General features: G+C 42.4%; 23 protein-coding genes, 1 pseudogene and 1 riboswitch. Of the genes and pseudogenes, 14 read left to right on the forward strand and 10 right to left on the reverse strand.

Going from position 1 to position 22,742, the window contains the following annotated elements:
* Positions 1-13: 13 nt before the first annotated feature.
* The 4 genes from rlmD to NXM86_RS15910 all read right to left on the reverse strand — a co-directional run bounded on the left by rlmD (position 14) and on the right by NXM86_RS15910 (position 4,812).
* Positions 14-1,396: a 23S rRNA (uracil(1939)-C(5))-methyltransferase RlmD gene (gene rlmD, locus NXM86_RS15895; protein WP_012749161.1), complete on the reverse strand. Its 1,383-nt coding sequence runs from the start codon at positions 1,394-1,396 to the stop codon at positions 14-16.
* A gap of 13 nt (positions 1,397-1,409) precedes the next feature.
* A complete protein-coding gene (locus NXM86_RS15900) occupies positions 1,410-2,276 on the reverse strand; it encodes a DNA-3-methyladenine glycosylase family protein (RefSeq protein ID WP_062677531.1) in 867 nt (288 codons plus the stop codon).
* Positions 2,277-2,343: 67 nt separating this feature from the next.
* Positions 2,344-3,147: a delta-lactam-biosynthetic de-N-acetylase gene (gene pdaA / locus NXM86_RS15905; RefSeq protein WP_498958272.1), complete on the reverse strand. Its 804-nt coding sequence runs from the start codon at positions 3,145-3,147 to the stop codon at positions 2,344-2,346.
* 117 nt (positions 3,148-3,264) lie between these two features.
* Complete coding sequence (locus NXM86_RS15910; RefSeq protein ID WP_041269570.1) at positions 3,265-4,812, reverse strand: fumarate hydratase; 1,548 nt, start codon at positions 4,810-4,812, stop codon at positions 3,265-3,267.
* Positions 4,813-5,156: 344 nt separating this feature from the next.
* On the opposite strand from NXM86_RS15910, the gene yfkAB reads away from it, so the two are divergent.
* Complete coding sequence (gene yfkAB / locus NXM86_RS15915) at positions 5,157-6,281, forward strand: radical SAM/CxCxxxxC motif protein YfkAB (RefSeq protein ID WP_309218766.1); 1,125 nt, start codon at positions 5,157-5,159, stop codon at positions 6,279-6,281.
* Positions 6,282-6,307: 26 nt separating this feature from the next.
* Here yfkAB and NXM86_RS15920 read toward each other — a convergent pair whose 3' ends face one another.
* Both NXM86_RS15920 and cax read right to left on the reverse strand, forming a co-directional pair.
* Complete coding sequence (locus NXM86_RS15920; RefSeq protein ID WP_062677529.1) at positions 6,308-7,096, reverse strand: YfkD famly protein; 789 nt, start codon at positions 7,094-7,096, stop codon at positions 6,308-6,310.
* A 144-nt stretch (positions 7,097-7,240) separates the two neighbouring features.
* On the reverse strand, positions 7,241-8,293 hold the full coding sequence (gene cax, locus NXM86_RS15925) for a calcium/proton exchanger (protein ID WP_062754853.1): 1,053 nt from the start codon (positions 8,291-8,293) through the stop codon (positions 7,241-7,243).
* Between the two features lie 265 nt (positions 8,294-8,558).
* Between cax and NXM86_RS15930 the strand changes: the two genes are divergently transcribed.
* Both NXM86_RS15930 and NXM86_RS15935 read left to right on the forward strand, forming a co-directional pair.
* Complete coding sequence (locus NXM86_RS15930; protein ID WP_498958274.1) at positions 8,559-9,704, forward strand: MFS transporter; 1,146 nt, start codon at positions 8,559-8,561, stop codon at positions 9,702-9,704.
* 122 nt (positions 9,705-9,826) lie between these two features.
* Positions 9,827-9,973 (forward strand): BH0509 family protein, encoded by a 147-nt coding sequence (locus NXM86_RS15935; protein ID WP_062754855.1) that lies wholly within the window; start codon positions 9,827-9,829, stop codon positions 9,971-9,973.
* A 551-nt stretch (positions 9,974-10,524) separates the two neighbouring features.
* Here the strand turns inward: NXM86_RS15935 and NXM86_RS15940 are convergent.
* The 3 genes from NXM86_RS15940 to NXM86_RS15950 are packed head-to-tail and all read right to left on the reverse strand — an operon-like array spanning position 10,525 to position 12,132.
* Entirely contained in the window at positions 10,525-11,358 is an 834-nt protein-coding gene (locus NXM86_RS15940) for a YihY/virulence factor BrkB family protein (protein WP_081188328.1), read from the reverse strand.
* A gap of 17 nt (positions 11,359-11,375) precedes the next feature.
* Positions 11,376-11,645 (reverse strand): YtxH domain-containing protein, encoded by a 270-nt coding sequence (locus NXM86_RS15945; protein ID WP_498958275.1) that lies wholly within the window; start codon positions 11,643-11,645, stop codon positions 11,376-11,378.
* A gap of 16 nt (positions 11,646-11,661) precedes the next feature.
* Positions 11,662-12,132 carry a low molecular weight protein-tyrosine-phosphatase gene (locus NXM86_RS15950; RefSeq protein ID WP_062754859.1) on the reverse strand — a complete coding sequence of 157 codons (471 nt, stop codon included), beginning with the start codon at positions 12,130-12,132 and terminating at the stop codon, positions 11,662-11,664.
* A gap of 104 nt (positions 12,133-12,236) precedes the next feature.
* Between NXM86_RS15950 and NXM86_RS15955 the strand changes: the two genes are divergently transcribed.
* The 10 genes from NXM86_RS15955 (at position 12,237) to NXM86_RS16000 (ending at position 21,243) form a co-directional block, all read left to right on the forward strand.
* Entirely contained in the window at positions 12,237-12,461 is a 225-nt protein-coding gene (locus tag NXM86_RS15955; RefSeq protein ID WP_012749148.1) for a DUF1128 domain-containing protein, read from the forward strand.
* 198 nt (positions 12,462-12,659) lie between these two features.
* Positions 12,660-14,405, forward strand: a complete 1,746-nt coding sequence (locus NXM86_RS15960; protein ID WP_062754861.1) for a PAS domain-containing sensor histidine kinase — start codon at positions 12,660-12,662, stop codon at positions 14,403-14,405.
* A gap of 152 nt (positions 14,406-14,557) precedes the next feature.
* A riboswitch (SAM riboswitch) is annotated at positions 14,558-14,668 on the forward strand.
* 126 nt (positions 14,669-14,794) lie between these two features.
* The gene (locus NXM86_RS15965) at positions 14,795-15,502 is read left to right on the forward strand and encodes a phosphoadenylyl-sulfate reductase (RefSeq protein ID WP_012749146.1); all 708 of its coding nucleotides are present in this window, start codon (positions 14,795-14,797) and stop codon (positions 15,500-15,502) included.
* A 143-nt stretch (positions 15,503-15,645) separates the two neighbouring features.
* Positions 15,646-16,806 (forward strand): sulfate adenylyltransferase, encoded by a 1,161-nt coding sequence (gene sat, locus NXM86_RS15970; protein WP_498958276.1) that lies wholly within the window; start codon positions 15,646-15,648, stop codon positions 16,804-16,806.
* A 13-nt stretch (positions 16,807-16,819) separates the two neighbouring features.
* Entirely contained in the window at positions 16,820-17,425 is a 606-nt protein-coding gene (gene cysC / locus NXM86_RS15975; RefSeq protein ID WP_498958277.1) for an adenylyl-sulfate kinase, read from the forward strand.
* The gene (locus NXM86_RS15980) at positions 17,426-19,051 is read left to right on the forward strand and encodes a nitrite/sulfite reductase (protein ID WP_498958278.1); all 1,626 of its coding nucleotides are present in this window, start codon (positions 17,426-17,428) and stop codon (positions 19,049-19,051) included.
* A gap of 12 nt (positions 19,052-19,063) precedes the next feature.
* The gene (locus tag NXM86_RS15985; RefSeq protein ID WP_062679350.1) at positions 19,064-19,282 is read left to right on the forward strand and encodes a DUF3906 family protein; all 219 of its coding nucleotides are present in this window, start codon (positions 19,064-19,066) and stop codon (positions 19,280-19,282) included.
* A 35-nt stretch (positions 19,283-19,317) separates the two neighbouring features.
* The gene (cobA, locus tag NXM86_RS15990; RefSeq protein ID WP_062754873.1) at positions 19,318-20,097 is read left to right on the forward strand and encodes a uroporphyrinogen-III C-methyltransferase; all 780 of its coding nucleotides are present in this window, start codon (positions 19,318-19,320) and stop codon (positions 20,095-20,097) included.
* Between the two features lie 11 nt (positions 20,098-20,108).
* Positions 20,109-20,855: a sirohydrochlorin chelatase gene (locus NXM86_RS15995; protein WP_062754875.1), complete on the forward strand. Its 747-nt coding sequence runs from the start codon at positions 20,109-20,111 to the stop codon at positions 20,853-20,855.
* Positions 20,856-20,970: 115 nt separating this feature from the next.
* Positions 20,971-21,243 carry an acylphosphatase gene (locus NXM86_RS16000; RefSeq protein WP_012749139.1) on the forward strand — a complete coding sequence of 91 codons (273 nt, stop codon included), beginning with the start codon at positions 20,971-20,973 and terminating at the stop codon, positions 21,241-21,243.
* A gap of 216 nt (positions 21,244-21,459) precedes the next feature.
* Here NXM86_RS16000 and NXM86_RS16005 read toward each other — a convergent pair.
* Positions 21,460-22,229: pseudogene (locus tag NXM86_RS16005) on the reverse strand (arginase family protein).
* A 160-nt stretch (positions 22,230-22,389) separates the two neighbouring features.
* Between NXM86_RS16005 and NXM86_RS16010 the strand changes: the two are divergent.
* Complete coding sequence (locus NXM86_RS16010) at positions 22,390-22,734, forward strand: YojF family protein (protein ID WP_012749137.1); 345 nt, start codon at positions 22,390-22,392, stop codon at positions 22,732-22,734.
* The last annotated feature ends 8 nt before the right edge of the window (positions 22,735-22,742 follow it).

Here is a 22,742-nt window from a genome sequence, read left to right on the forward strand (position 1 = left end):
GGTAAAAACACGCTCAATCATTTTTTAACACTAGCCGTGAAACACACTCCACATGCGCCGTATGCGGAAACATATCGACCGGCTGGATGTAGTCGACCGTGTAGCGTTCGGACAGCACATCAACATCGCGTGCAAGGCTGGATGGATTGCACGAAACGTAAACAACGGTTTTTGGTTTCACACGGAGAATCGTTTGTAATAATTGTTGATCACATCCCGTACGCGGAGGGTCGACGACGATGACATCAGGCTTCCATCCTTCCTTCACCCATTTTGGAAGCAATGCCTCCGCTTTGCCAGTGACGTACATCGCGTTTGTAAATCCGTGTTTTTTCGCGTTTTTCTTCGCATCTTCAATTGCTTCCGGAATTGTATCCATCCCACGGATTTCGCCGGCGTCTTTGGCAAGCCAAAGCCCGATCGTGCCGACGCCGCAGTAAGCATCAACGACTTTTTCCGTTCCCGTTAAAGCGGCGGCCTTTTTCACTTCGTCGTACAGTTTCACCGTTTGCACCGGATTCAGCTGAAAGAACGCGCGCGCCGACAGTTCAAACGATAAATCCCCTAACACTTCTTGAATGTATTCTTCTCCTTCTAAAAGGAACGATTCTTCCCCGAAAATAAGCGACGTTTTTTGTCCATTAATATTTTGCACGATCGACTTTACTTCAGGAAGACGGCGCTTTATCTCGTCGATGAGCAGCTCTTTGCGCGGAATTTCTTTTTTTGTGGTAATAAGCACGAGCTGAACATCCCCCGTATGGAAACCGACTCTTGCAACGATCGTGCGGACAAGCCCTGTTTGTGCCCGTTCATTGTAAATCGGAATGCGCAAGTCTTGTAAAATCATTTTCACGATATTGGTAACGCGGTTTGTTGCCGGATGTTGAATGACGCATTCGGGAATATCGATTAATCGATGAGAATTCAATCCGTACAACCCGGCAATAACCGCTCCTTTTTTTGTGCCGACTTGAAACTGGCTTTTATTGCGATAATGCCATGGGTCGTCCATCCCGATCGTCGGGCGGATCTCCAGCGTTTCAATCGGAAGACGGCAATGCCGCTCAAACGCTTGAATAACGATATCGCGCTTTTCGCGAAGTTGCGCTTGGTAATCAAGATGTTGCAGCTGGCAACCTCCGCATTGCTCGTAGACAGGGCATCTTGGTGTGACACGGTACGGGGAGCGCTTGCGAATTTTTTTAATTTTCGCCTCCGCGTATTTCGGGTGGATGTTTGTCGCCTCCACGACGACTTCTTCTCCCGGAAGCGCTCCTGGGACGAACACCACTTGCTTTTTAAAATAGCCAACTCCTTCCCCGTTAATGCCGAGCCGTTTAATTGTCAGAGGAAACTGTTGTCCTTTCTTGATGGTAATGGTCTGCTTCGTCATGCTCTCCACTCCTCTATTCGATGCTTCTCCATAAGTATAAGGACGCATAGCTTAAATACGGCTCCCAGCGCTTGCTTAGCTCTTCCATTTGTTTTATCGATGGCTTTTGTGAAAGACCGAGCAGCCGCTGGATCGCTCGCTGCAACCCTATGTCCGCCTTCGGAAACACATTTGGTTTTCCAAGCCCAAATAAAAGAAAATTTTGCACCGTCCATGGACCGATGCCGCGAATCGATAACAATTGTTCCATCACTTCTTCCTCGTTTTGGTGTGCAAGTTCCTCTAATGAAAGCTTCCCTTCGGCAATAAGCCGTGATGTATCAATGATATACTCCGCTTTTCGTCCGCTTAACTGCAGCTGCTTCAGTTCATCATAGGAAAGAGAAGCAATATCTTCCGGCCGCGGGTAGAACCAAACGCCATCGATTTGTGTTCCAAACGTTTTCACAAACCGCTCTGTCAGACGGTAAGCAACTTTTAAATTTAATTGCTGGTGAATGAGGCATTTCGTTAAACAAAAATAAAGATCAAAATCTAAAATAAGCGGCATTCCTTGATATTCGGTAAAAAGCGGTTGTAATTCGGTCCGCTGAAAATGTTCGTGAATCGGGGCAAGCGGTGTATTCCATTGAAACAGATGGGAAATCCGCTCGATGATTTTCTTTTTTCGTTCAGGATATGGCGCCGTAACAAGAAAACGCGGCTCCTCCTTTGTCCCAATGCTTTCGACCGTAACAGCGATTGGGATCTGTTGAACATAAAGCGGCACAACCACCTTCTGTTCCGCTATATCCACCGATATAAGAGGATCGAGGGCAAGCCGCTTCAGCGCTTTGGAAAAATCGTACGGAGGGGCGACCTCAATTTGCTGTTGCCACATACCTAATCACCTTTTTTCATCGTTAATACCCACATTATAACGAAAAACACCCCTTTGAACCAAACGTTCAAGGGGTAAAAAGCCATGGATGCAAATTCATTTTTTCGACCATCAGATCATCGAGGCTTTTAAACGTGTAGCCTTGCTTGCGCAAATCGTCAATCGCTTTCGCAAGCGCATCCGCATTGTCTTTCGAGACGGTATGAAGCAATAAAACCGCGCCCGGATGAATTTGTTTCATAATGTTATCATATGCGTACTTCCACCCTTTTTGATTGTTCGTCTGCCAATCAACAAACGCAAGCGACCAAAACACATGGTAATAACCAAGCTCGCGGGCGACCGCCATCGTCCTTTCACTGAAAATGCCGCGTGGCGGGCGAAGATACATCATTCCTTTTTGTCCCGTCAACTCTTCCGTTTTTTTACGAACGGATTCCAGCTCTTTCCGAAGCTGTTCATTGCTCACTTGCGTTAAATCAGGATGATGCCATGAATGGTTGCCGACAATATGCCCTTCTTTCACCATTCGTTTCACTAAATCAGGAGCGGTATCTAAATAGTGGCCCGTCACAAAAAACGTCGCTGGCACTTTTTTCTCTTTTAAGACATCTAAAATTTTCGCTGTATAACCGTTTTCATAGCCATTATCAAATGTTAAATAAATTTCTTTTTTGTTTGGATTCCCTAAATAAAATGCATCATATTTGGCAAGCAGTTGATCTAACTCTTTTCCCGCGGAAGGAGGCTTATGGTTCTCGCTTCGCTTAACCCCCCAATGAATCGCTTTATTGCTTACAGCTTCAGCGGAAGCAGGAACAAACGATAAGATGATGACACATACTAACAGCCATATCGCCCATTTTTTCATCGGTCTTTCCTCCTTGTCGTGCTGCTAACCATTAGTTTTTTCCACCATTGCCACTTTAACCGCGCCATTTTTTGCATAAAAAATCACCGCCAGCACTGAGCTGACGGTGATCAATCCTTATTTAAAAACAGGCTCTTTGAACTGTGCAAGTTTTTCTAGTGAGGATTTTTCCACATCTTCGTGCAAGCTGTTGCCGTGAGCGTCCATCGTAACAACAGCGGTAAAGTTTTCAACGCGTAAATGCCACATTGCTTCTGGAATGCCGAATTCCAATAAATCGACTCCTTCTACCGACTTAATACAGTCTGCATAATATTGCGCCGCGCCACCGATCGCGTTCAAATAGACGCCGCCGTGTTCTTTTAGGGCTTGGAGCGTTTTTGCGCCCATTCCGCCTTTTCCGATGACCGCGCGAACACCGAATTTTTTCATAATGTCTCCTTGATAAGGCTCCTCGCGAATGCTTGTTGTCGGACCGGCCGCTTTGACTTGCCAATTGCCGTTTTCATCTTTTAACATGACCGGTCCGCAGTGGTAAATAATTTGTCCATTTAAATCAACAGGAGAATCATGATCCATTAAATATTTATGAATCGCGTCGCGGCCAGTATAAATGACTCCATTGATGCGGACAACATCCCCGACTTTCAACTGGCGAATTTGTTCTTCCGTAATCGGCGGCTCGAGGACGATTTCGCGCACTTCGCCAAGTTCTGCCGTTGCGGCTGTTTTCGCTTTTTCCAATTCTTTTTCAAAATCGACGTCTTCTCCTTCTTGATATAACCATTCCGTAATTTCGCCTGTTTCTGGATCGATCTTCACGCCGAGACGGCGGAACGCCCAGCAGTTATACGCAACGGAAACGAAGAAGCTTGCCGGAATGCGGTGCATCACTCCGATTTTACAGCCTAATAATGTCGATTCGCCGCCAAATCCCATCGTTCCGATGCCGAGTTTATTAGCATTTTCCATAATATATTCTTCTAGGCGGCGAAGATCTTCGTTTGGATTAACATCGTCCACAGAGCGGAAGAGCTGATCTTTCGCCAGTTCATAGCCAGAAGCGCGGTCGCCGCCGATGCCGACGCCGATAAATCCGGCGCTGCAGCCTTGCCCTTGCGCTTGGTATACCGCATGTAAAATACATTTGCGGATGCCGTCTAAATCACGACCGGCTCGTCCAAGCCCTTCCAATTCACATGGCAAGCTGTATTGAATGTTTTTATTTTCACAGCCGCCCCCTTTTAAAATAAGGCGAACATCAATGTAATCGTTTTCCCATTGTTCAAATTTAATAACAGGAACACCAACGCCAAGATTATCGCCGCTATTTTTTCCTGTTAACGAATCAACGGAGTTTGGGCGAAGCTTTCCTTCTTTTGTCGCCTGAACGATTGCGGCATGAATCGCCTCTTTCATTTTTATTTGGTTTGCGCCAACAGGCACTTTAATTTTGAACGTTGGCAATCCTGTATCTTGACAAATCGGTGATACGTTTTCTTCCGCCATTTTAATGTTGCCGGTAATTGTCGCCAGCGCCATCGCCGCCCGCGTTCCCGCGTTTTCTCTCGCTTTTGCCCGAGCGATCGCTCGACGCACATCCTTTGGCAGCTTCGTGGACGTTTCCACGATAAGTTCATACATGCTTTGTTGGAATTTTTCCATGTTCAACGTTCAACGCCCCTTCCCCTTTGCTCATCCTATGTATTACTATTTAGAATTGTCTTCCTATTTATTATAACCTTTTTTCTACTTTCGTGTAAAAATAAAAAGTTGCCATCGTATTTTTATTTTCAATATCTACAGTTGTTTGCATCTTCAATCAACTTGCGGCATAATTGGACAATCGAATTGACTATTGTCTGAACATATTAACGTACTATAGCAAATATAATTATCGCAAAGGAAAAAACAGTATATTGCTTGCCATTACAAAGCAATTGACAAGCACAGCAATTGTTTTTCATAATGAACGATGGTTGTAATTTAGAAGAAAAGAGGAGAATTATATGAATTCATTAACACTGAAACCTATTGCGCCATCGTTTGATCCGTGGGAAGCGTATCTTGATATAGAAGAATATGGGGAATTGCAACTAACAAACATTGAGTTTACGACGACAACATTATGCAATATGCGCTGCGAACATTGCGCAGTCGGTTATACATTGCAAACGAAAGACCCAGAAGCGCTGCCGCTTGATTTATTAATTCAGCGTCTAGAAGAAATTCCGCATCTACGTTCATTAAGCATTACCGGCGGTGAGCCGATGTTATCATTAAAATCGGTAAATAACTATGTCGTTCCGTTATTGAAGTACGCCCATGAACGTGGAGTGCGGACACAACTAAACTCAAACTTAACATTAGAGTTAGATCGTTACGAAAAAATTATTCCATATCTAGATGTGTTGCATATTTCGCATAACTGGGGAACGATCGATGACTTTGTCGAAGGCGGATTTGCGATGATGGAGCGCAAACCAAGCGTTGCGCAGCGTGAAAAATATTTTGAACGAATGATTGAAAACGCGAAAGCTTTGGCTAAAGCGGGAGTCATCGTCTCCGCAGAAACAATGCTAAACAAGCGGACAGTTCCACATTTAGAAAAAATTCATCGCCAAGTCGTTAATGAGATGCATTGCAAACGCCATGAAGTGCATCCAATGTACCCTAGTGATTTTGCAAGTGCGCTGGAAACGTTGAGCTTGGACGAATTGCGGGAGGCAATTCATCATCTTCTTGATATTCGCGACGAAAATGTTTGGATGTTGTTTGGAACACTTCCATTTTACCCTTGCAGCGATAACGAAGAAGATTTAGCGCTATTGAAACGACTTTATTCGAGTAAAAACGTAACCGTCCGCAATGATCCAGACGGGCGCTCCCGACTAAACGTCAATATTTTTACAGGGGATATTATTGTGACTGATTTCGGCGATGAGCCGGTGCTTGGAAACATCCGTCATCATACGCTGTTAGAAGCATACGAAAAATGGAGAAATTCCCCTATCGCAAAACAGCTTCTTTGTCATTGTCCATCCGTTCAATGTCTTGGGCCGAACGTACTTGTTAAAAACACCTATTACTCTGATATCGATTTTACGAAACGAAAAGCGCGAATCAAAAAATAAAACGTCAAGGTTATCACCTTGACGTTTTATCGTGGTTGTTCGCTTACAACATATGAAAAATACAGACGGTCCTGAACAGGAATCCATGCGCCAATTCCTCGTGTTGTTACATTTTTCACGACAATTTTCTTTTTATTTCCTTTAAGTACAACATACACTTCTCCATAGGTAACTTTCCCTTTTTCATTCACGGCTGGCGCATAAGCATACAAATAACCAAGCTTTTTGGCAGGCACTTGATATGGATGGTCTTTTTTCGTCCCAATCCCGACAACCGTACTAAACGCTAACGGCAAGTTCGTCTTTTTCATCGCCGCATTTAACATCATTTTTTGCACCGCTTCTTCGCTTGGAATTGGTGCCGTTAAACCGCCGCGCACATGCTTTTGCGTTTCCTGTCTGTAATATAGTCTTTGTGGAGCATTGCCGCCACGATTATCGAGAAAATTGGTATTGACCTTTTGATACTCCCAATTCGTTGACGTTTCTAACGATTGATAATTAAGCGGCCATTGTCCTAAATAAATCGTTGCCCGGTACCCAATAGCAAACGGCGTACTGGAAACGGAAGATTCATTAAGAAGCCGGATCAGTTCTGGATTCTCAATCTTTACGTTTGCTGAATCAAGGAGCTGTTTTGTAAATTTGCTTGGTTCTAGATACGGCAAATCTTGCGTCGGATTTGGATACGTATTTTCTTTTGTAATATCTACTACGGAGCTCGGCTGTGCTTGTTTGGAAGCCGCATCAGCGGTGAAAGTAGTAGCATACATCATAAAAGCACTAATAAAAAGGCAAATACTCCATTTTTTCATCATGCTGACTCCTTTCCATTGCTACTCTCACCGTTATTTTCTTTCAAAAAAATACGGTTTATCCGTATAGAAAAAAAATTTATTAACAAAAAGGCTCTGCCGATTAGCAGAGCCTTTTTGGATAAACGAAAATACTCATGAGGATCAAAGCAAGTAAAAGCCGATTCCCATAATCGTATAAGCCGCGAGCAATGTCGCCCCTTCAAACCAGTTTGTATCCCCATCATTAGAAATGACAATCGTCAATAATACAGATGTCGCCATTGCGATCAATTCCGGAAGCGAAAAAACAAGCGGCATCTTTTCTGGAAAGAGTAAAGAAACAAGAACAAGCACAGGCGCAACAAACATAGCGATTTGTAACGTTGAACCAATCGCGATTTCAACAGCGATATTCATTCTATTTTTGTATGCCATAATAACGGCAGAGGCGTGCTCCGCTGCGTTTCCAACGATGGCGACAATGATAATCCCGATAAACAATTCGCTCCATCCGAACGATTCCGCCACCGTTTCAAACGTATGGACAAGTCTCTCGGATATGTAGGCAACTGCCGCGGTTGCTAGCGCTAGAATCAAAATCGCCTTTCCTTTTGTCCATTCTGGTTCTTCATGTTCATCCACTACATCAGACTTTTGTTGATATACCCCGCGATGTGTGACAAGCTTAAAGTATAAGGCCGCTAAATATAAAAGGATCATAATAATCGAAATACCGACACTAAGAGATAGCTTTTCTTGACTAGACATGTTCATCGCAAACACTTCAGGAATCACAAACGCCACTAAAATGGCAAACGTAAGCAGTCCGGCGTTATGGCGGGCATCATATACATTGAATTCCTGCCGCTTGTACTTAAGACCGCCAACAAAAAAAGACAAGCCAGCCACTAATAATAAGTTGCCAAGCACCGAACCTGTAAGTGAGGCGAGCACTACTTCTACGAGCCCCGCTTTTAAAGCAAAAATGGAAATAATGAGCTCTACTGCGTTGCCAAACGTAGCATTAAGCAATCCCCCTATGCGCGGTCCAGCTACAATAGCCAAACTTTCCGTAGCGCGTCCCATATAGCTTGCTAAAGCAATAATCGTTAAGCAATACACCGCAAACATCAAGACCACAGGCCAATGAAGAAAACTGCCGATTACTGATAATGGAACGCCGATCCATACCATCAGCGCAAATACTTTATTCATCCGTTATAATTCCACCTTTCTCGTTCAGTTTATCTAGAACGGCTCATTATATTCGTTCGACAATCAATCAGAAAATAGCGGCATTTTTTGAACCATATGTTATGTATGACAATGGGATAACGGTCGTCATTATTATTCAATATTCTCCCAAATATATGTATTTAACACTTTACGTAAAAATCCCTCCTTTATTTTTCTTGCCTTATACAATCCACTTATGTACCATGTTAAACGAGTGTTATGTTTAGAAACGAGGTATCAAGCAATGCGCTTTTGGATTTTAATCAGCATTGTCGCTATTTCTGGTTTATCACAAGGGATGCTTCTGCCGCTTCTTTCTATATTGCTTGAAAAACATGGATTTTCCTCTTCTGCAAATGGCATACATGCCACAGCGTTGTATATCGGTGTCCTATTGATCTCTCCATTTTTAGAAAAACCGCTGCGTAAATATGGATACCGGCCTATGATTATCCTTGGTGGTTTTATTGTAATATTATCGCTCGCCTTATTTTCAGCTTTTCATTCATTTTTGATTTGGTTTTTCTTGCGCCTTTGCATCGGAATTGGTGACCATATGCTCCATTTCGCAACACAAACATGGATTACCGATTTTTCTCCCGCACAACGGCGAGGACGTAACTTGTCGCTATACGGGCTATTTTTCGGCATCGGTTTTTCAGCTGGTCCGCTGTTAGCGTCACTCATTCAATTCCATGAATCGTTGCCGTTTTTCTTATCATCGCTACTTAGCCTTATAGGCTGGTGTAGCGTCTTTTTCTTGCCAAACGAACGGCCGCAGGAAAGCGAACAATCTGGTTCGGCACACACATTTCAACGCTTCGTTCATGCATGGAAATACGCGTGGGTTGCTTTATTGCTTCCGTTTACTTACGGCTTTTTGGAAGCATCGATTCATGCCATTTTCCCTGTTTACGCTTTGCGGGAACATATTGGTATAGAACATGTAGCATTTATTTTACCAGCCTTTTCACTTGGAGGTATCATTTTTCAATTGCCTCTTGGAGTATTAAGTGATCGTTTTCAGCGAAAACGAGTCATTTCCGTTGCTTTATTGATCGGAAGTGCCAGCTTTTTTAGTGCTTATTTATTCCATCACTCCCTTGTCGGGCTTGCCGTTTGTTTCTTTATTGCCGGTATGTTTGTCGGTTCTTTGTTTTCACTCGGGATTACGTATATGGCAGATTTGCTGCCAAAACAGCTCTTCCCAGCCGGAAACTTACTATGTGGTATGCTATACAGCATCGGCAGCATGATCGGTCCGTTTATGACCGGCTTAATGATTCAATTCGGGGCGAATCACAACTTTTTCTTTACGATAAGCGCACTTCTCTTCCTTGTCTTTGTGCTGCTGTTATGGAATAAAACAAAGAAGGTCACTCATGGATGACCTTCTTTTTTGTGTTTATTTTCAAAAAATTGTTGACCTTTCTTTTTGTTCTGTTATATAATAATGGCAAGAAATCGATATTCTGTTTTAAAACAGAACGACCTGGAGGGGAGCGATAATAAATGCTTAGAGCAGAACGAAAAAATATGATTGAATTTATCGAAAAAGTAAGGGGAATTACAAGAGACCAACTTGCTTATATGACAGACGCAGAAATCGAATATATTTATGAGTTGTACTATTACAATCATGAAGAAATCGCAGAATAAAAGGACCGCCATAGGACAGTCCTTTTCTTTTTTATAATCTCTTTGCGCCACCGATAAAAACACTTTGTTGAGGCGCTGCAGAGGCTTATTGTCTTCGCGTAGATCCCTGCAGGCTTTTCTTTTGTTTTTGGAGCATTATCCTCGCGGTACCTCCAGCGGTGTCGCGGAGCCAGATGGCGACATTTCGCGTTGCCCGCAGGACGCGGCAGCTTTTAGCGAAATTGGGGCCTTACGCTTTTCTTATTGTCTAGTTCGGCGGCTAGCTCTCTTGTGCGAAATAACCTTCTCCCTTGAAGTGCAAGCACTTCAGCAGTCGAAGAACATTTCGCTTCGAGAGCTGTTCGCGCCGCCTCCGCTTTTCTAATGATATCCGTTTTGGCCGTTGGCGCTTCCGCTTGTTTTATGTTTTGGTTTGTTTTTTCCTTTTTGCTTTGTACCGCCGTCTTTTTTCGTATGTTTCGTCATCATAATCCCCTCTCATCTTCAACAAACCTCTTACAGTCGTTACTATTTCCCTGAATTTGTTGTTTATGAAAGGAAGTTTGTGCATATTAACGCGTGCGTTTTCTTCCTTCCCGTTCACAATCAAAAATCGCGTTCATTTCTCCTCCTAAAACAATAATCATCCCTGATAAATAAAACCACACCATTAAAATAATCATTCCACCGAGGCTTCCGTACATGGCGGTATAATTCGCAAAATTGTTGACATAGTAAGAAAAAGCAAGCGACATGAGAATCCATCCAACCGTCGCAAAGATTGCGCCGCTGACAATATTCGCACAACGCAGCTTCTTATTTGGCGCGAAATAATATAATGCGGTAAACACAACAAACAAAATTAATGAACTAATGACCCAACGCAACGCGTTCCAAGTCATTAAAAATGTTTGGGAAAAACCAAATGCAGAAAATAAAAATAGCCCAATCGTTTTCCCGAATACAGGCAAAAACAATGCAACGATGATCACAAAAATCATTCCGATTGTAAGCAATACCGACATTCCACGAGCGATAAAAAAGGGGCGATTTTCCTCGACATCATAAGCGCGGTTAAACGCCCGGACAATCGCATTCATTCCATTTGAAGCTGACCAAATCGCAACGATAATACTAAACGATAACAATTTCCAGTTTTGGTCGTCCATCACCCGACGAATGTTTTCCTCGACTAAATGAAGCGCTTCTTTTGGAGCATATTGACGTATTATGGAAAGAATATCTTCATGTGGAATTGGCAAATAAGCAAGTAACGTAAATAAAAAAATAAGAAATGGGAACAGGGAAAGAAGGAAATAATAAGCTAATTCCGCCGACAGACGGGGAATTTCATCCTTTTGAAAACGCCGCACCATTTCACGAATAAACGTTAAATTAATCATCATTTCTCGTTCCCCCTTCATTATTTTATTCGGGGACAATCATCCTCTTTCCAGCTATATGCTTCTTTTATAAATTCGATAACTTCCGGTGTTTTTTCTGCAATATCTTTTATTTTTTCCATAATAAACGCCATGTCTTCTGCCATCTCTTCTACAGATTGGCGCCATTGTTTCAGCTTCATCGGCAATGAAAGACGGTCTTGCTTTTCTTCCCTTTTGATCAGCAAGGAAAATGCGGCTCCTACTGCTGCCCCGATCATCACACCTTTCCATACATTTCTCTTCTTCACTTATTTTTCCCCCTTTTTAAAGTTTTTTCTCTTTTATAATTGCTTCTAATAAATGTTCACACCCTTTTCGGATAAGCTCATATACTTCTGAAAAGTTTCCTGTGTAATACGGATCTGGCACATCAGCAATTTCGCTATTTGGAACAAAATCAAGAAGCCGGCCGATAAATCCTGTTTTATTGTATCCGGCTAATCGTCGCAGATTCCCAACATTTTCCGCATCCATGGCAATAATATAATCAAACTCCTGCAAATCTTCTTTACAAATTTGCCGAGCGCAAATTCCTGAAAAATCGATCTTATTTTTCTTTAATATCGTCTGTGTACCTTCATGCGGCGGTTCTCCGACATGCCAATTCCCTGTTCCCGCTGAATCAACGATGATTTTTCCTTCCAATCCTCTCTCTTTTACTAAATGTCGAAAAATCGCTTCCGCCATCGGCGAGCGACAAATATTCCCTAAGCAAACAAATAATACTTTTACCATTGTTTCACATCTCCTTTCGACCCCATTATATACAAAAATATTAGCGCAATGTATTCCCTTGTATGTTAAAATACATGTAACCTTTACAAGGAAGGAGCAAAAAAATGGATTTATCCAAAAAGTCGGCAGAAAACGTAGCGTACATGGTAGAAAAAATAAAAGAAAAGCTAAAAGTATTAAATTTTGATGCGATTAAACCATCCCACTTCTCCGAGGAATGGTATGATGAGCTAAAAGACATTTATGAAATGGTGATGAGAAAAAATACGTTTAGCCCAAGCGAGATGCAGGCCATCGCCGAGGAGTTAGGAAACTTACGCAAAAAGTAAAAAATGCTGAAGGAAACGTCGTTTTTCAATGATTCATTATGTACAATGCCATACTTACGTATCCATGTAAGGCGGAAACGTCTATCGCTGTCCTTTTCGCTTTGGGCAGCGTTTTTTATTGGTTCTACTCAAATTATCTTTATTTTCGTATAATTATGTCTAAGTTCTAATGTTTTAAGGCGGGAGAGGAGAATAAAAATGATCTCTGGCGGTATTCATTACGTGTTATTTATCATTCTATTATTCTTCATTACCGTAATCGTTTCTTACATATTATTGAAAATACTATTCGCCCACACATTTCCTATTTACATGCTCTCTGCAGCAGCAATCATATGCATCATCAGCCTTGTGGTTTGGTCAATACATTTTCCCCATATGGCGGATTCTTTCACTCGATTTTTGTTCAGCTCCATCGTTGCTGTGCTCAGCGCCTTTTGTTTGGCAGCGTCCGCATTTATCATTAGCCGCTTATTAAAAGAAAATAAACAATGTCATAAATGTCTTTTTTTCGAATACCCTGATGTGATTCTTCTGCTAGACATAAATGGGCTACTTATATCCGGCAACCCTGAAGTAAGAAAAATGCTTGGATACAAACCAAGCGAATATATTGGCAAACATTTTACTCAGTTTATCGCCCCAGACCAAATTGAAAAAGCAAAAAAAAAATTTGAACGAACATTAAAAGGAGAAAGTTGTGAATATGATTTACAAGTAAAGCATAAAAATGGAAAAATTATTGACATGCATTTTAAAACCATTCCAATAATTCATGGAAATCGCTTGAAAGGAATTTATGTGATTGGTCAAAATATGACGGAACTCAATCGCTACCGAAAAGAGCTGGAAAACTTATATCATAAACATACACTCATATTAAATTCTATTGCTGAAGGAGTTTGTGGGATTGATAAACATGGGAATATCGTTTTCTGGAATCCAGCTGCAGAACGAATGACGGGATATAAAGCGGAAGAAGCCATTGGAAAAGCATCGCATGATATCATTCACCATACGAAAAAAGATGGAACTCCTTACTCTATTGATGAATGCCCAATTGATCTCGCCATTCAAGATGGGAAAACATATCATATTAGTGAAGATATTTTTTGGAAAAAAGATGGTACCCATTTCCCCGTTTCCTATACGGTAACGCCTGTTTTGGAAAATGGAGCCGTCGTTGATGCGGTATTGACATTCACCGATATTACCGAACTGAAAAAAACAGAAGAATTCATTCGAACATCGGAAAAGCTCTCAGTTGCCGGCCAGCTAGCGGCTGGGATCGCCCATGAAATTCGCAATCCGCTTACAGCCATAAAAGGATTTATACAACTATTGCAATTCGAACTTGACGAGAAAAAACCTTACCTTCACATTATTGAATCAGAAATTCAGCGCATTGAACTTATTTTAGGCGAACTATTAGTGTTGGCAAAACCACAAGCAACCAAATTTACAAAAAGTGATATTGGTGTTTTGCTTCAACATGTCACCACTTTATTAGAAACACAAGGTATTTTGCATAACATCCAAATTATTACAAAAATTGATCCATCTCTTCCTCTCATTGAATGTGACGAAAACGGATTAAAGCAAGTATTTATTAATTTCTTAAAAAATGCAATGGAAGCGATGAAAAGCGGTGGACATATTTTTATTGAGGCACAAAAAAAGGATGAATATTCCGTTCTTATCCGCTTTATCGACGAAGGCTGCGGAATTCCAAAAGAACAGCTAGAAAAAATAGGAAAACCGTTCTTTACAACAAAAGAAAAAGGTACTGGCCTCGGAATAATGATCAGTAAAAAAATTATCGAAGACCACGGTGGAACGATGTCGATTATGAGTGAAGAGAATAAAGGAACAACCGTCGAAGTAACATTGCCGATCCGCGTTTCTGCATCCTCTGTTTTGCATAATTCCCTATTATCCGGTTGACATGCATGGAAAAGGTCGGACAACAAACCGCCCTTTTCTTTCCTGATTTCTTTATTCCTCTACTGTGTTATATCAGCAAAAAATTAATTCCTATCGAAAAACTAGGATTGACTTTTGTGTGAATTATGTTAAAATTTTAATCAATTACATCAAACTTATCGAGAGTGAGGGAGGGAACTGGCCCGATGAACTCCGGCAACCTGCTTCATGAAAAAGTAAGGTGCTAATTCCAACAAAATGGGTGCCATTTTGGAAGATAAGGTGAAATATGCGGCCTCTTCGCTCTTTCCAAAATGGGAGAGCGTTTTTTATAAGCGTTCGTTCTCTTTCTATTCCTATATAACCGACTAATCCACTTTATTTTCTTTGATTTTTAAGGAGGGAGAAAGATGCTCACTTATCAAACATGGGAAGCCGAAGAAAAACCTTCATTCCCTCACGATAATGAAACAAAAGGGGCGCTTGATGTCCTCACTTGGGCATTCCGCCAATATAAGGACGATATTGTGTACGCCTGTAGCTTCGGCGTTGAAGGAATCGTGTTAATCGATTTGATTTCGCAAGTAAAGCCAGATGCGGAAATCGTATTTCTCGATACCGGGCTCCATTTTCGCGAAACGTACAAAACAATCGAAAAAGTAAAAGAAAAATATCCTTCTCTCCGCATCGTCATGAAAAAACCAAGTTTATCGCTAGAAGAACAAGCGCAACAGTTGGGAGATGAATTATGGAAACACAACCCAAATAAATGTTGTGAACTGCGAAAAGTCATTCCGCTTCGCGAAGCATTAACAGGAATAACCGCTTGGATTTCTGGACTGCGCCGCGAACAATCGCCAACACGAAGCCATGTAGAATATATAAATAAAGATGACAAATTTAAATCCATAAAAATATGCCCTCTTATTCATTGGACATGGAAAGATGTATGGAATTATGTATACAAACGTCGTCTTCCGTACAATGTCCTTCACGATCGCGGCTATCCAAGCATTGGCTGTGAACCTTGTACGTCCCCTGCACTCGATCCAAATGATTTACGTTCCGGCAGATGGGTCGGCCACGGAAAAACAGAATGCGGTCTTCACATCTCATAAGGTTTGGCTTGTCACCTTTGGCATTATTAGCTTGAAAAAACAATAGCCGAAGAAAAACGATCATTATACAAAAACAGCGGTGACGTTTCGCAATAAATCATAGTTTTCCTATATGAAATATTGATTCTAGGAGGTTATGAACAATGAGTTTAAGCATTCCACACGGAGGCACATTAATCGATCGATGGAATCCTAGCTATCCATTGGATACACTGACAAAAGAAATTGAGCTGACAAATGCCGAGTTAAGTGATTTAGAATTGATCGGAACAGGCGCTTACAGCCCGCTTACCGGATTTTTAACAAAAGAGGATTATGACTCTGTCGTTGAAACGATGCGCTTAACCAACGGTACAGTATGGAGCATTCCGATTACCCTTGCTGTAACCGAAGAAAAGACAAAAGAGCTTTCTGTCGGCGAAACGGCCAAACTCGTTTACAACGGAGAAGTCTATGGAGTCATTGATATTCAAGAAATCTATCAACCTGATAAAACAAAAGAAGCACTTCTCGTTTACAAAACAGAGGAACTCAAACATCCAGGCGTACGGAAACTATTTGAAAAGCCAAATGTATATGTAGGCGGCCCGATTACATTAGTAAAACGCACTGATAAAGGGCGTTTTGCTCCATTCTACTTCGATCCGGCCGAAACACGTAAGCGTTTTGCCGAGCTTGGCTGGAACACGGTGGTCGGCTTTCAAACGCGAAATCCTGTCCATCGCGCCCATGAATACATCCAAAAATGCGCGCTCGAAATTGTCGACGGCCTCTTTTTAAACCCGCTCGTCGGCGAAACAAAAGCGGATGACATCCCGGCGGACATCCGCATGGAAAGCTATCAAGTATTGTTAGAAAACTATTATCCGAAAGACCGCGTGTTTTTAGGAGTATTCCAGGCAGCGATGCGCTACGCCGGGCCACGGGAAGCGATTTTCCATGCGATGGTGCGCAAAAACTTCGGCTGCACCCACTTCATTGTCGGCCGCGACCATGCCGGCGTCGGTGATTACTATGGCACATATGATGCGCAAAAAATCTTCTTGAATTTTACGCCGGAAGAACTTGGCATTACGCCGCTGTTTTTCGAACATAGCTTTTATTGCACGAAATGCGAAGGAATGGCGTCGACGAAAACATGCCCGCATGATCCGAAATACCATGTTGTATTATCCGGCACAAAAGTACGGGAAATGCTGCGCAATGGCCAAGTGCCGCCAAGCACGTTCAGCCGTCCGGAAGTCGCGGCAGTATTAATTAAAGGATTGCAGCAGCGCGAGGCTGTCACCTCATCTACACGTTAAAGGAGGAGAAAGCTTGAGCACGAACATCGTTTGGCACCAAACGTCAATTACAAAAAAAGACCGCCGCAAGCGCAACGGGCATCACAGCGCGATTTTATGGTTTACCGGACTTTCCGGCTCCGGTAAATCCACGATCGCCAATGCCGTGTCGAAAAAGTTATTTGACCTTGGCATTCAAAATTATGTATTAGACGGCGATAACATTCGCCACGGGCTAAATAAAGATCTTGGCTTCTCCGTAGAAGATCGCATCGAAAATATTCGCCGCATCGGTGAAGTTGCCAAGCTGTTTGTTGACAGCGGCCAATTCGTCTTAACGGCATTTATTTCTCCTTTCGCGCAAGATCGTCAGCTTGTCCGCAATTTAGTAGAAAAAGATGAGTTTATCGAAATTTATGTGAAATGCCCGCTAGAAGAGTGTGAGAGACGCGATCCAAAAGGACTGTATAAAAAAGCAAGAAATGGAGAAATTCGTGATTTTACCGGCATTGACTCTCCGTATGAAGCGCCTGTTTCTCCGGAATTAATACTTGAAACAGATCGTTACACGATCGATGAATGCGCCAATCAAGTGCTTGCTTACTTGCGCAATCGAAATTTTATCAAGGGGGAATTTTAAATGGCATATGAAAAAGTATGGGCAAATAACCCGAATTTAAACAAAACGGAATTAAAAAAACTCAGAAAAGATGGACTAAAAATTTTTGAAGATATTCCTTATTACGCAAAGCATGGATTCTCTTCGATTCCGCAAGAAGAATGGGATCTTTTCAAATGGGCGGGGCTTTACCTGCAGCGCCCTAAAGAAGACGGCTATTTTATGATGCGTGTTTGCATTCCTTCCGGGATTTTGAATAACGAGCAGCTCGAAACGCTAGCAGGCATCGCCCGTGATTACGGACGCGGTTTGTTTGACATTACAACCCGCCAATCGGTTCAATTCCACTGGCTGCAAATCGAACAAATTCCTGATATTTTTGATCGTTTAAAACGAGTTGGGTTATCTACCGCCGGCGCCTGCGGCGATATCACTCGCAACATCGTCGGCAATCCGCTTGCCGGCATCGATCCGGACGAACTGTTCGACACGAGAGAAATCGTCCGCGAAGTATATGAATTTTTCCAACACAATGAAGATTTCTCCAACTTGCCGCGCAAATATAAAATTTCAATCAGCGCCAACGTCTATAACACGGTTAACGCGGAAATCCATTGCTTGTCGTTTACACCGGCGAAAAAAGTGATCGACGGCAAAGAAGTGCTTGGATTCCATGTGAAAGTCGGCGGCGGTTTATCGTCTGCTCCATATCTTGCCCAAACGTTAGATGTGTTCGTAACGCCAGATCGCGTGAAAGACGTTGCTGTTGCTGTCACAACGATTTTCCGCGATTACGGTTATCGCGAAAAACGCCATCGCGCCCGTCTCAAATTCCTTGTCGCTGACTGGGGCGTTGATAAATTTAAAGAAAAATTAATTGAGCTCACGGGGCCTCTCCCATCCAAAGGGGAAGATGTGCAAAAAGGCTGGAATCCTGGTTACTTCTATGGTGTCCATCGCCAAAAACAAGAAGGATTAAATTTCATCGGCTTTAATGTGCCAGTTGGCCGCTTGAGCGCGGATGAAGTATTCGAAATCGCGCGCATAGCCCGCCAATACGGCAACGGCGAAGTCCGCACATGCAATTCGCAAAACATAATTATTCCAAATATTCCAGATAAATACGTTGACGCTGTATTACAAGAAAAAGTGTTCGAGCGGATTTCTATCCGTCCGAACACATTCACCGGCTATTCTGTTTCTTGTACTGGCACTGAATTTTGCAATTTGGCGCTCGTCGAGACGAAAGAACGGATGCGGCGCGTCGCTGAATATTTAGATCAGCATTTAGAACTGGACGTTCCAGTACGCATTCATATGGTTGGCTGTCCAAACTCATGTGGCCAACGGCAAATTGGAGATATCGGCCTACAAGGGATCAAAACAAAAACAAAAGACAGAGGCATGATTGAAGCGTTTGAAATTTACGTCGGCGGCACGCTCTACAACGGCGGCAAATACAATCAAAAATTAAAAGGAAAAGTAGACGCGGAACGAATTTCCGAAGTACTTTTGCAGCTATTAACTTATTTCAAAGAAACCAAATTGCCGGGCGAAACATTCTTAGCTTACTTAGACCGCGTTGGAATAGAAGCGTTGCAAACAGAACTAGACAGCATTTTAGCGCAAGTCAGCACGGTAGCATAAAAGGTGACAGCAATGTTTCTTTATCGATTTGAAGTAACAACAAAAACAGAAATCATCTATGTCGTCATTGCCGCAAACGATGATGAACAAGCATTTCGCCTCGTCGAAGTAGAATTAGAAAAACATTTTTTAAAAGTTCCTGATTATACGGATATTTCTCTACATGAAAAAAAACTGATTCGTCGCGGAGGCGGGTTCGTTGTCTACAGCGAACCCCGCCATTCTTCATAATAAAAACAAGCAAACGAGAAAGGGCTGAAACAAAGATGGGAAAAGTATACCTAGTTGGAGCGGGCCCTGGTGACCCTGAACTAATTACCGTAAAAGGCCTCAAATGCATCCAGCAAGCCGATGTTATTTTATACGACCGCCTCATCAATGAAGAGCTGTTATCCTATGCGAAAAAAGATGCAGAACTCATCTTTTGCGGCAAATTGCCGGGTTACCATACCATGCAGCAAGAAACCATTAATCATTTCCTCGTTCGGTACGCCAAAAAAGGAAAAACGGTTGTTCGTTTGAAAGGCGGCGACCCGTTCGTATTTGGCAGAGGCGGTGAGGAAGCAGAGGCGCTTGCGAAACATGGAATCGAGTTTGAAATCGTTCCCGGCATTACTTCTGGAATCGCCGCTGCTGCTTACGCTGGTATTCCTGTCACCCATCGAGATTTCAGCTCTAGCGTCGCCTTCATCACCGGTCATAAGCGGAAAGGAAGCGAAGAAGAAATCAAATGGGAAAATCTCGCGAAAGGCATTGATACGCTTGCCATTTACATGGGCATCAGCAATCTCCCATATATTTGCAGCCAGCTCATCCAATACGGGAAAGCTCCTTCAACCCCCGTTGCGGTCATTCAATGGGGAACCATGTCCGAACAACGGACCGTAACTGCTACCTTATCGACGATCGCTGAGGTTGTCGCAAAAGAAAAAATCGAAAATCCAAGCATGATTATTATCGGGAACGTCGTAAAACTTCGCGAAAACATTCAATGGTTTGAACAGCTTCTTCAAAAACAACAGACGGCCGCTAACGCAGCATTATGACGAGGTGGAATATGCAAGCGATATTGTACGTCTGTCACGGCAGCCGCATCGCCAAAGCTCGCGCGGAAGCAAGTAACTTTGTAGAACAATGCAAGGCAAATATCAATGTTCCCATTCAAGAACTTTGTTTTATTGAGCTTGCCCACCCAAATATTGTCACTGGAATCGATATTTGCGTTCAAAAAGGGGCATCTCGCATCGTTGTCCTCCCGCTTCTGCTTTTATCAGCAGGACATGCTAAACATGATATTCCAGAGGCGATCCGGCAAGCAAAACAGCGCCATCCCCACTTAGAAATCGTGCTTGGAGAACCGTTTGGCGTGCATGAAATGATGATTGATATTGTTGTAGACCGGATAAAAGAACAAGCAGTGCCGCTAGACCATGAATCGATGATTCTGCTTATCGGACGCGGCAGCAGCGATCCGGATACGAAGCGTGATATCACCGCGATCGCTAAGCTGCTTCAAGCAAAAACAAACGTCCCGCGCGTTGATATATGTTTTTTAGCCGCCATCCGGCCAACATTGGAAGACGGTTTATATGAAGCAAGCCGTTCTTTCTACAAAAAAATTTTCGTCGTTCCTTATTTATTATTTACTGGCGTATTAATGAAAACAATTGAAAAACAGCTCCGTTCTCTTTCTTCATCCAATAAACAGTGGATTTTATGCAACTATTTAGGATACCATCCTTTTTTGCAGAATATGATCAAAGAAAACGCACAAATATTGTTACGAGCGAATAAGGGAGCTTAACATCGCCAAGCTCCCTTTCGCTTTTCGTCCTCCCTCTTATCTTACATCCACATATACAAAATCCCCTATCTATTGTATGATGAGAATAGAAAAAAGATGGCGAGGGGCGAGCAATATGAAACGGTTTCACTTAATCGTTCATGGGCGCGTTCAAGGCGTGGGATTCCGGTATTTTACCCAATATGAAGCACTAAAACGGCAATTGACAGGCTGGGTCAGAAACAATGACGATGGAACAGTGGAACTTGAAGTACAAGGAAATGAAGAGGCGATCCAGTTATTTATTGACACGATCCGAGAAGGAACGCTTTTTGCGAAAGTAACCGATGTTTCCGCACAAGAAATTCCAGTTATTAATAATGAAACGCAATTTCGCATCATGTACTAAGGGGCTGCAAATAGATACAGCTCTTTTATTTGTAATATAAGTTTATCTGGAAGATTCAACTTCTGGCGGACAAGAAGTTTGCCGCAGATTTTTCGTCTGTCCGGGGCAAGGCCGTGGCTTGCCTCAATCACGCTTATGCGCAGCCGAAAAACATCGTGATTCTTTGATCAAAAGGCAAAACTTACATCTATAATGCTACTGTATGATGGTGAGCAATTACGCAGGAAGGGGATGTGTAGATGTGTAATGTAAACACGTTTCAATAATGCATCGGTTCGCATATTCGTTTTTTCGATTCGCTTCGCGGCAAACAGGGTTAAAAATATCAATGGAAGCTTGCGGATATTCACCGCACACATCCACACCTACTACCTTTTTATAGAATAATAGATGACGCAGACAGGAAAGCAAAAACGAAAGCGGCATCGTTCCTTGATCCCAGTTTGTCACCGCATCATCACGGCAAAGCACGTCTTTATCAATACTAATATATATACAATGAGTAGGAATGACGGAAAAAAGCATGCTTGGAGAAATATCGTAATGATCAATTGGGAAGACAGTAATATTAGAAGATAAACGAAGATACTGTTGTGAAGGTTTTGGACCGATCATAACCACCTTTTTTAAATAAGGATGCTTTAGCGCATACGATACCCATGAACCGCACGAAATAACAGGATCATCCCCAGTTCCAACATCCGTATGATGGTCAAACAAAATGAGAGTAAAAGGCTCCTTTATTTCTTGAATAAGCAAATAAGAAACATAGTGATAGTTTCCGTTTCCGATGAGCACCGCTCCTTTTTGTTTACGAAGACGTATGCGTCTCTCAATCTCGCGTAATGATTCGGGTTCACAATACAAGTTTGTATGTGCTAAATCGGTAAAATCGATCCATTCATGTGGAAAATGAAAAAGCTGTTTTGCGAAACATACGTATTGTCAAAGTTTAAAAACGTTATTCCATTTCCTTGAAAACTCATCAATAACACCTCTTCTCTATTTTGGCGTAAAATCGAAGCTTGATGAGTCTCAATAACTGTCTTCTTTTATTATAATCAAGAAGTTCGATAGACGAAATATTTTCGTTTTTTTGCTCGTTTCATGTAAAATAATAGAAAATAAATAGCAGGAGGGATTCGCTTGCAGCCGATTGATGTTTGCGAAGTGCAAACCGCATTAAACCGCTTTGCCAACCAAGACGTATATATTCATTTAGAGACGACAAATGGAGCATATGCTTCTCACCATAATGAAGGATTTTTTTCTGCCGGAGCTTATATCCGCAACGGTCTTATTCGTTTCAGCCGCGGGAAAATCGTTGGAAACGGGCCGTATCGTGTCGGCTTAAAACTTGATTTCGGCTGGGTGTATGCGGAAGGATTAACAGACTGGGAAATGACAGAGAAAGGACAATTGCTGTTAGCCGGGCACGATTATGAAGGAAGGCTGGCTGTTGCACTGCAATTAAGCCATGAGCCATTTTAATGAAGGAG

Origin of the sequence: Geobacillus sp. CX412, from assembly GCF_027942335.1 — a bacterium.
Classification (GTDB): Bacteria; Bacillota; Bacilli; order Bacillales; family Anoxybacillaceae; genus Parageobacillus_B; species Parageobacillus_B toebii.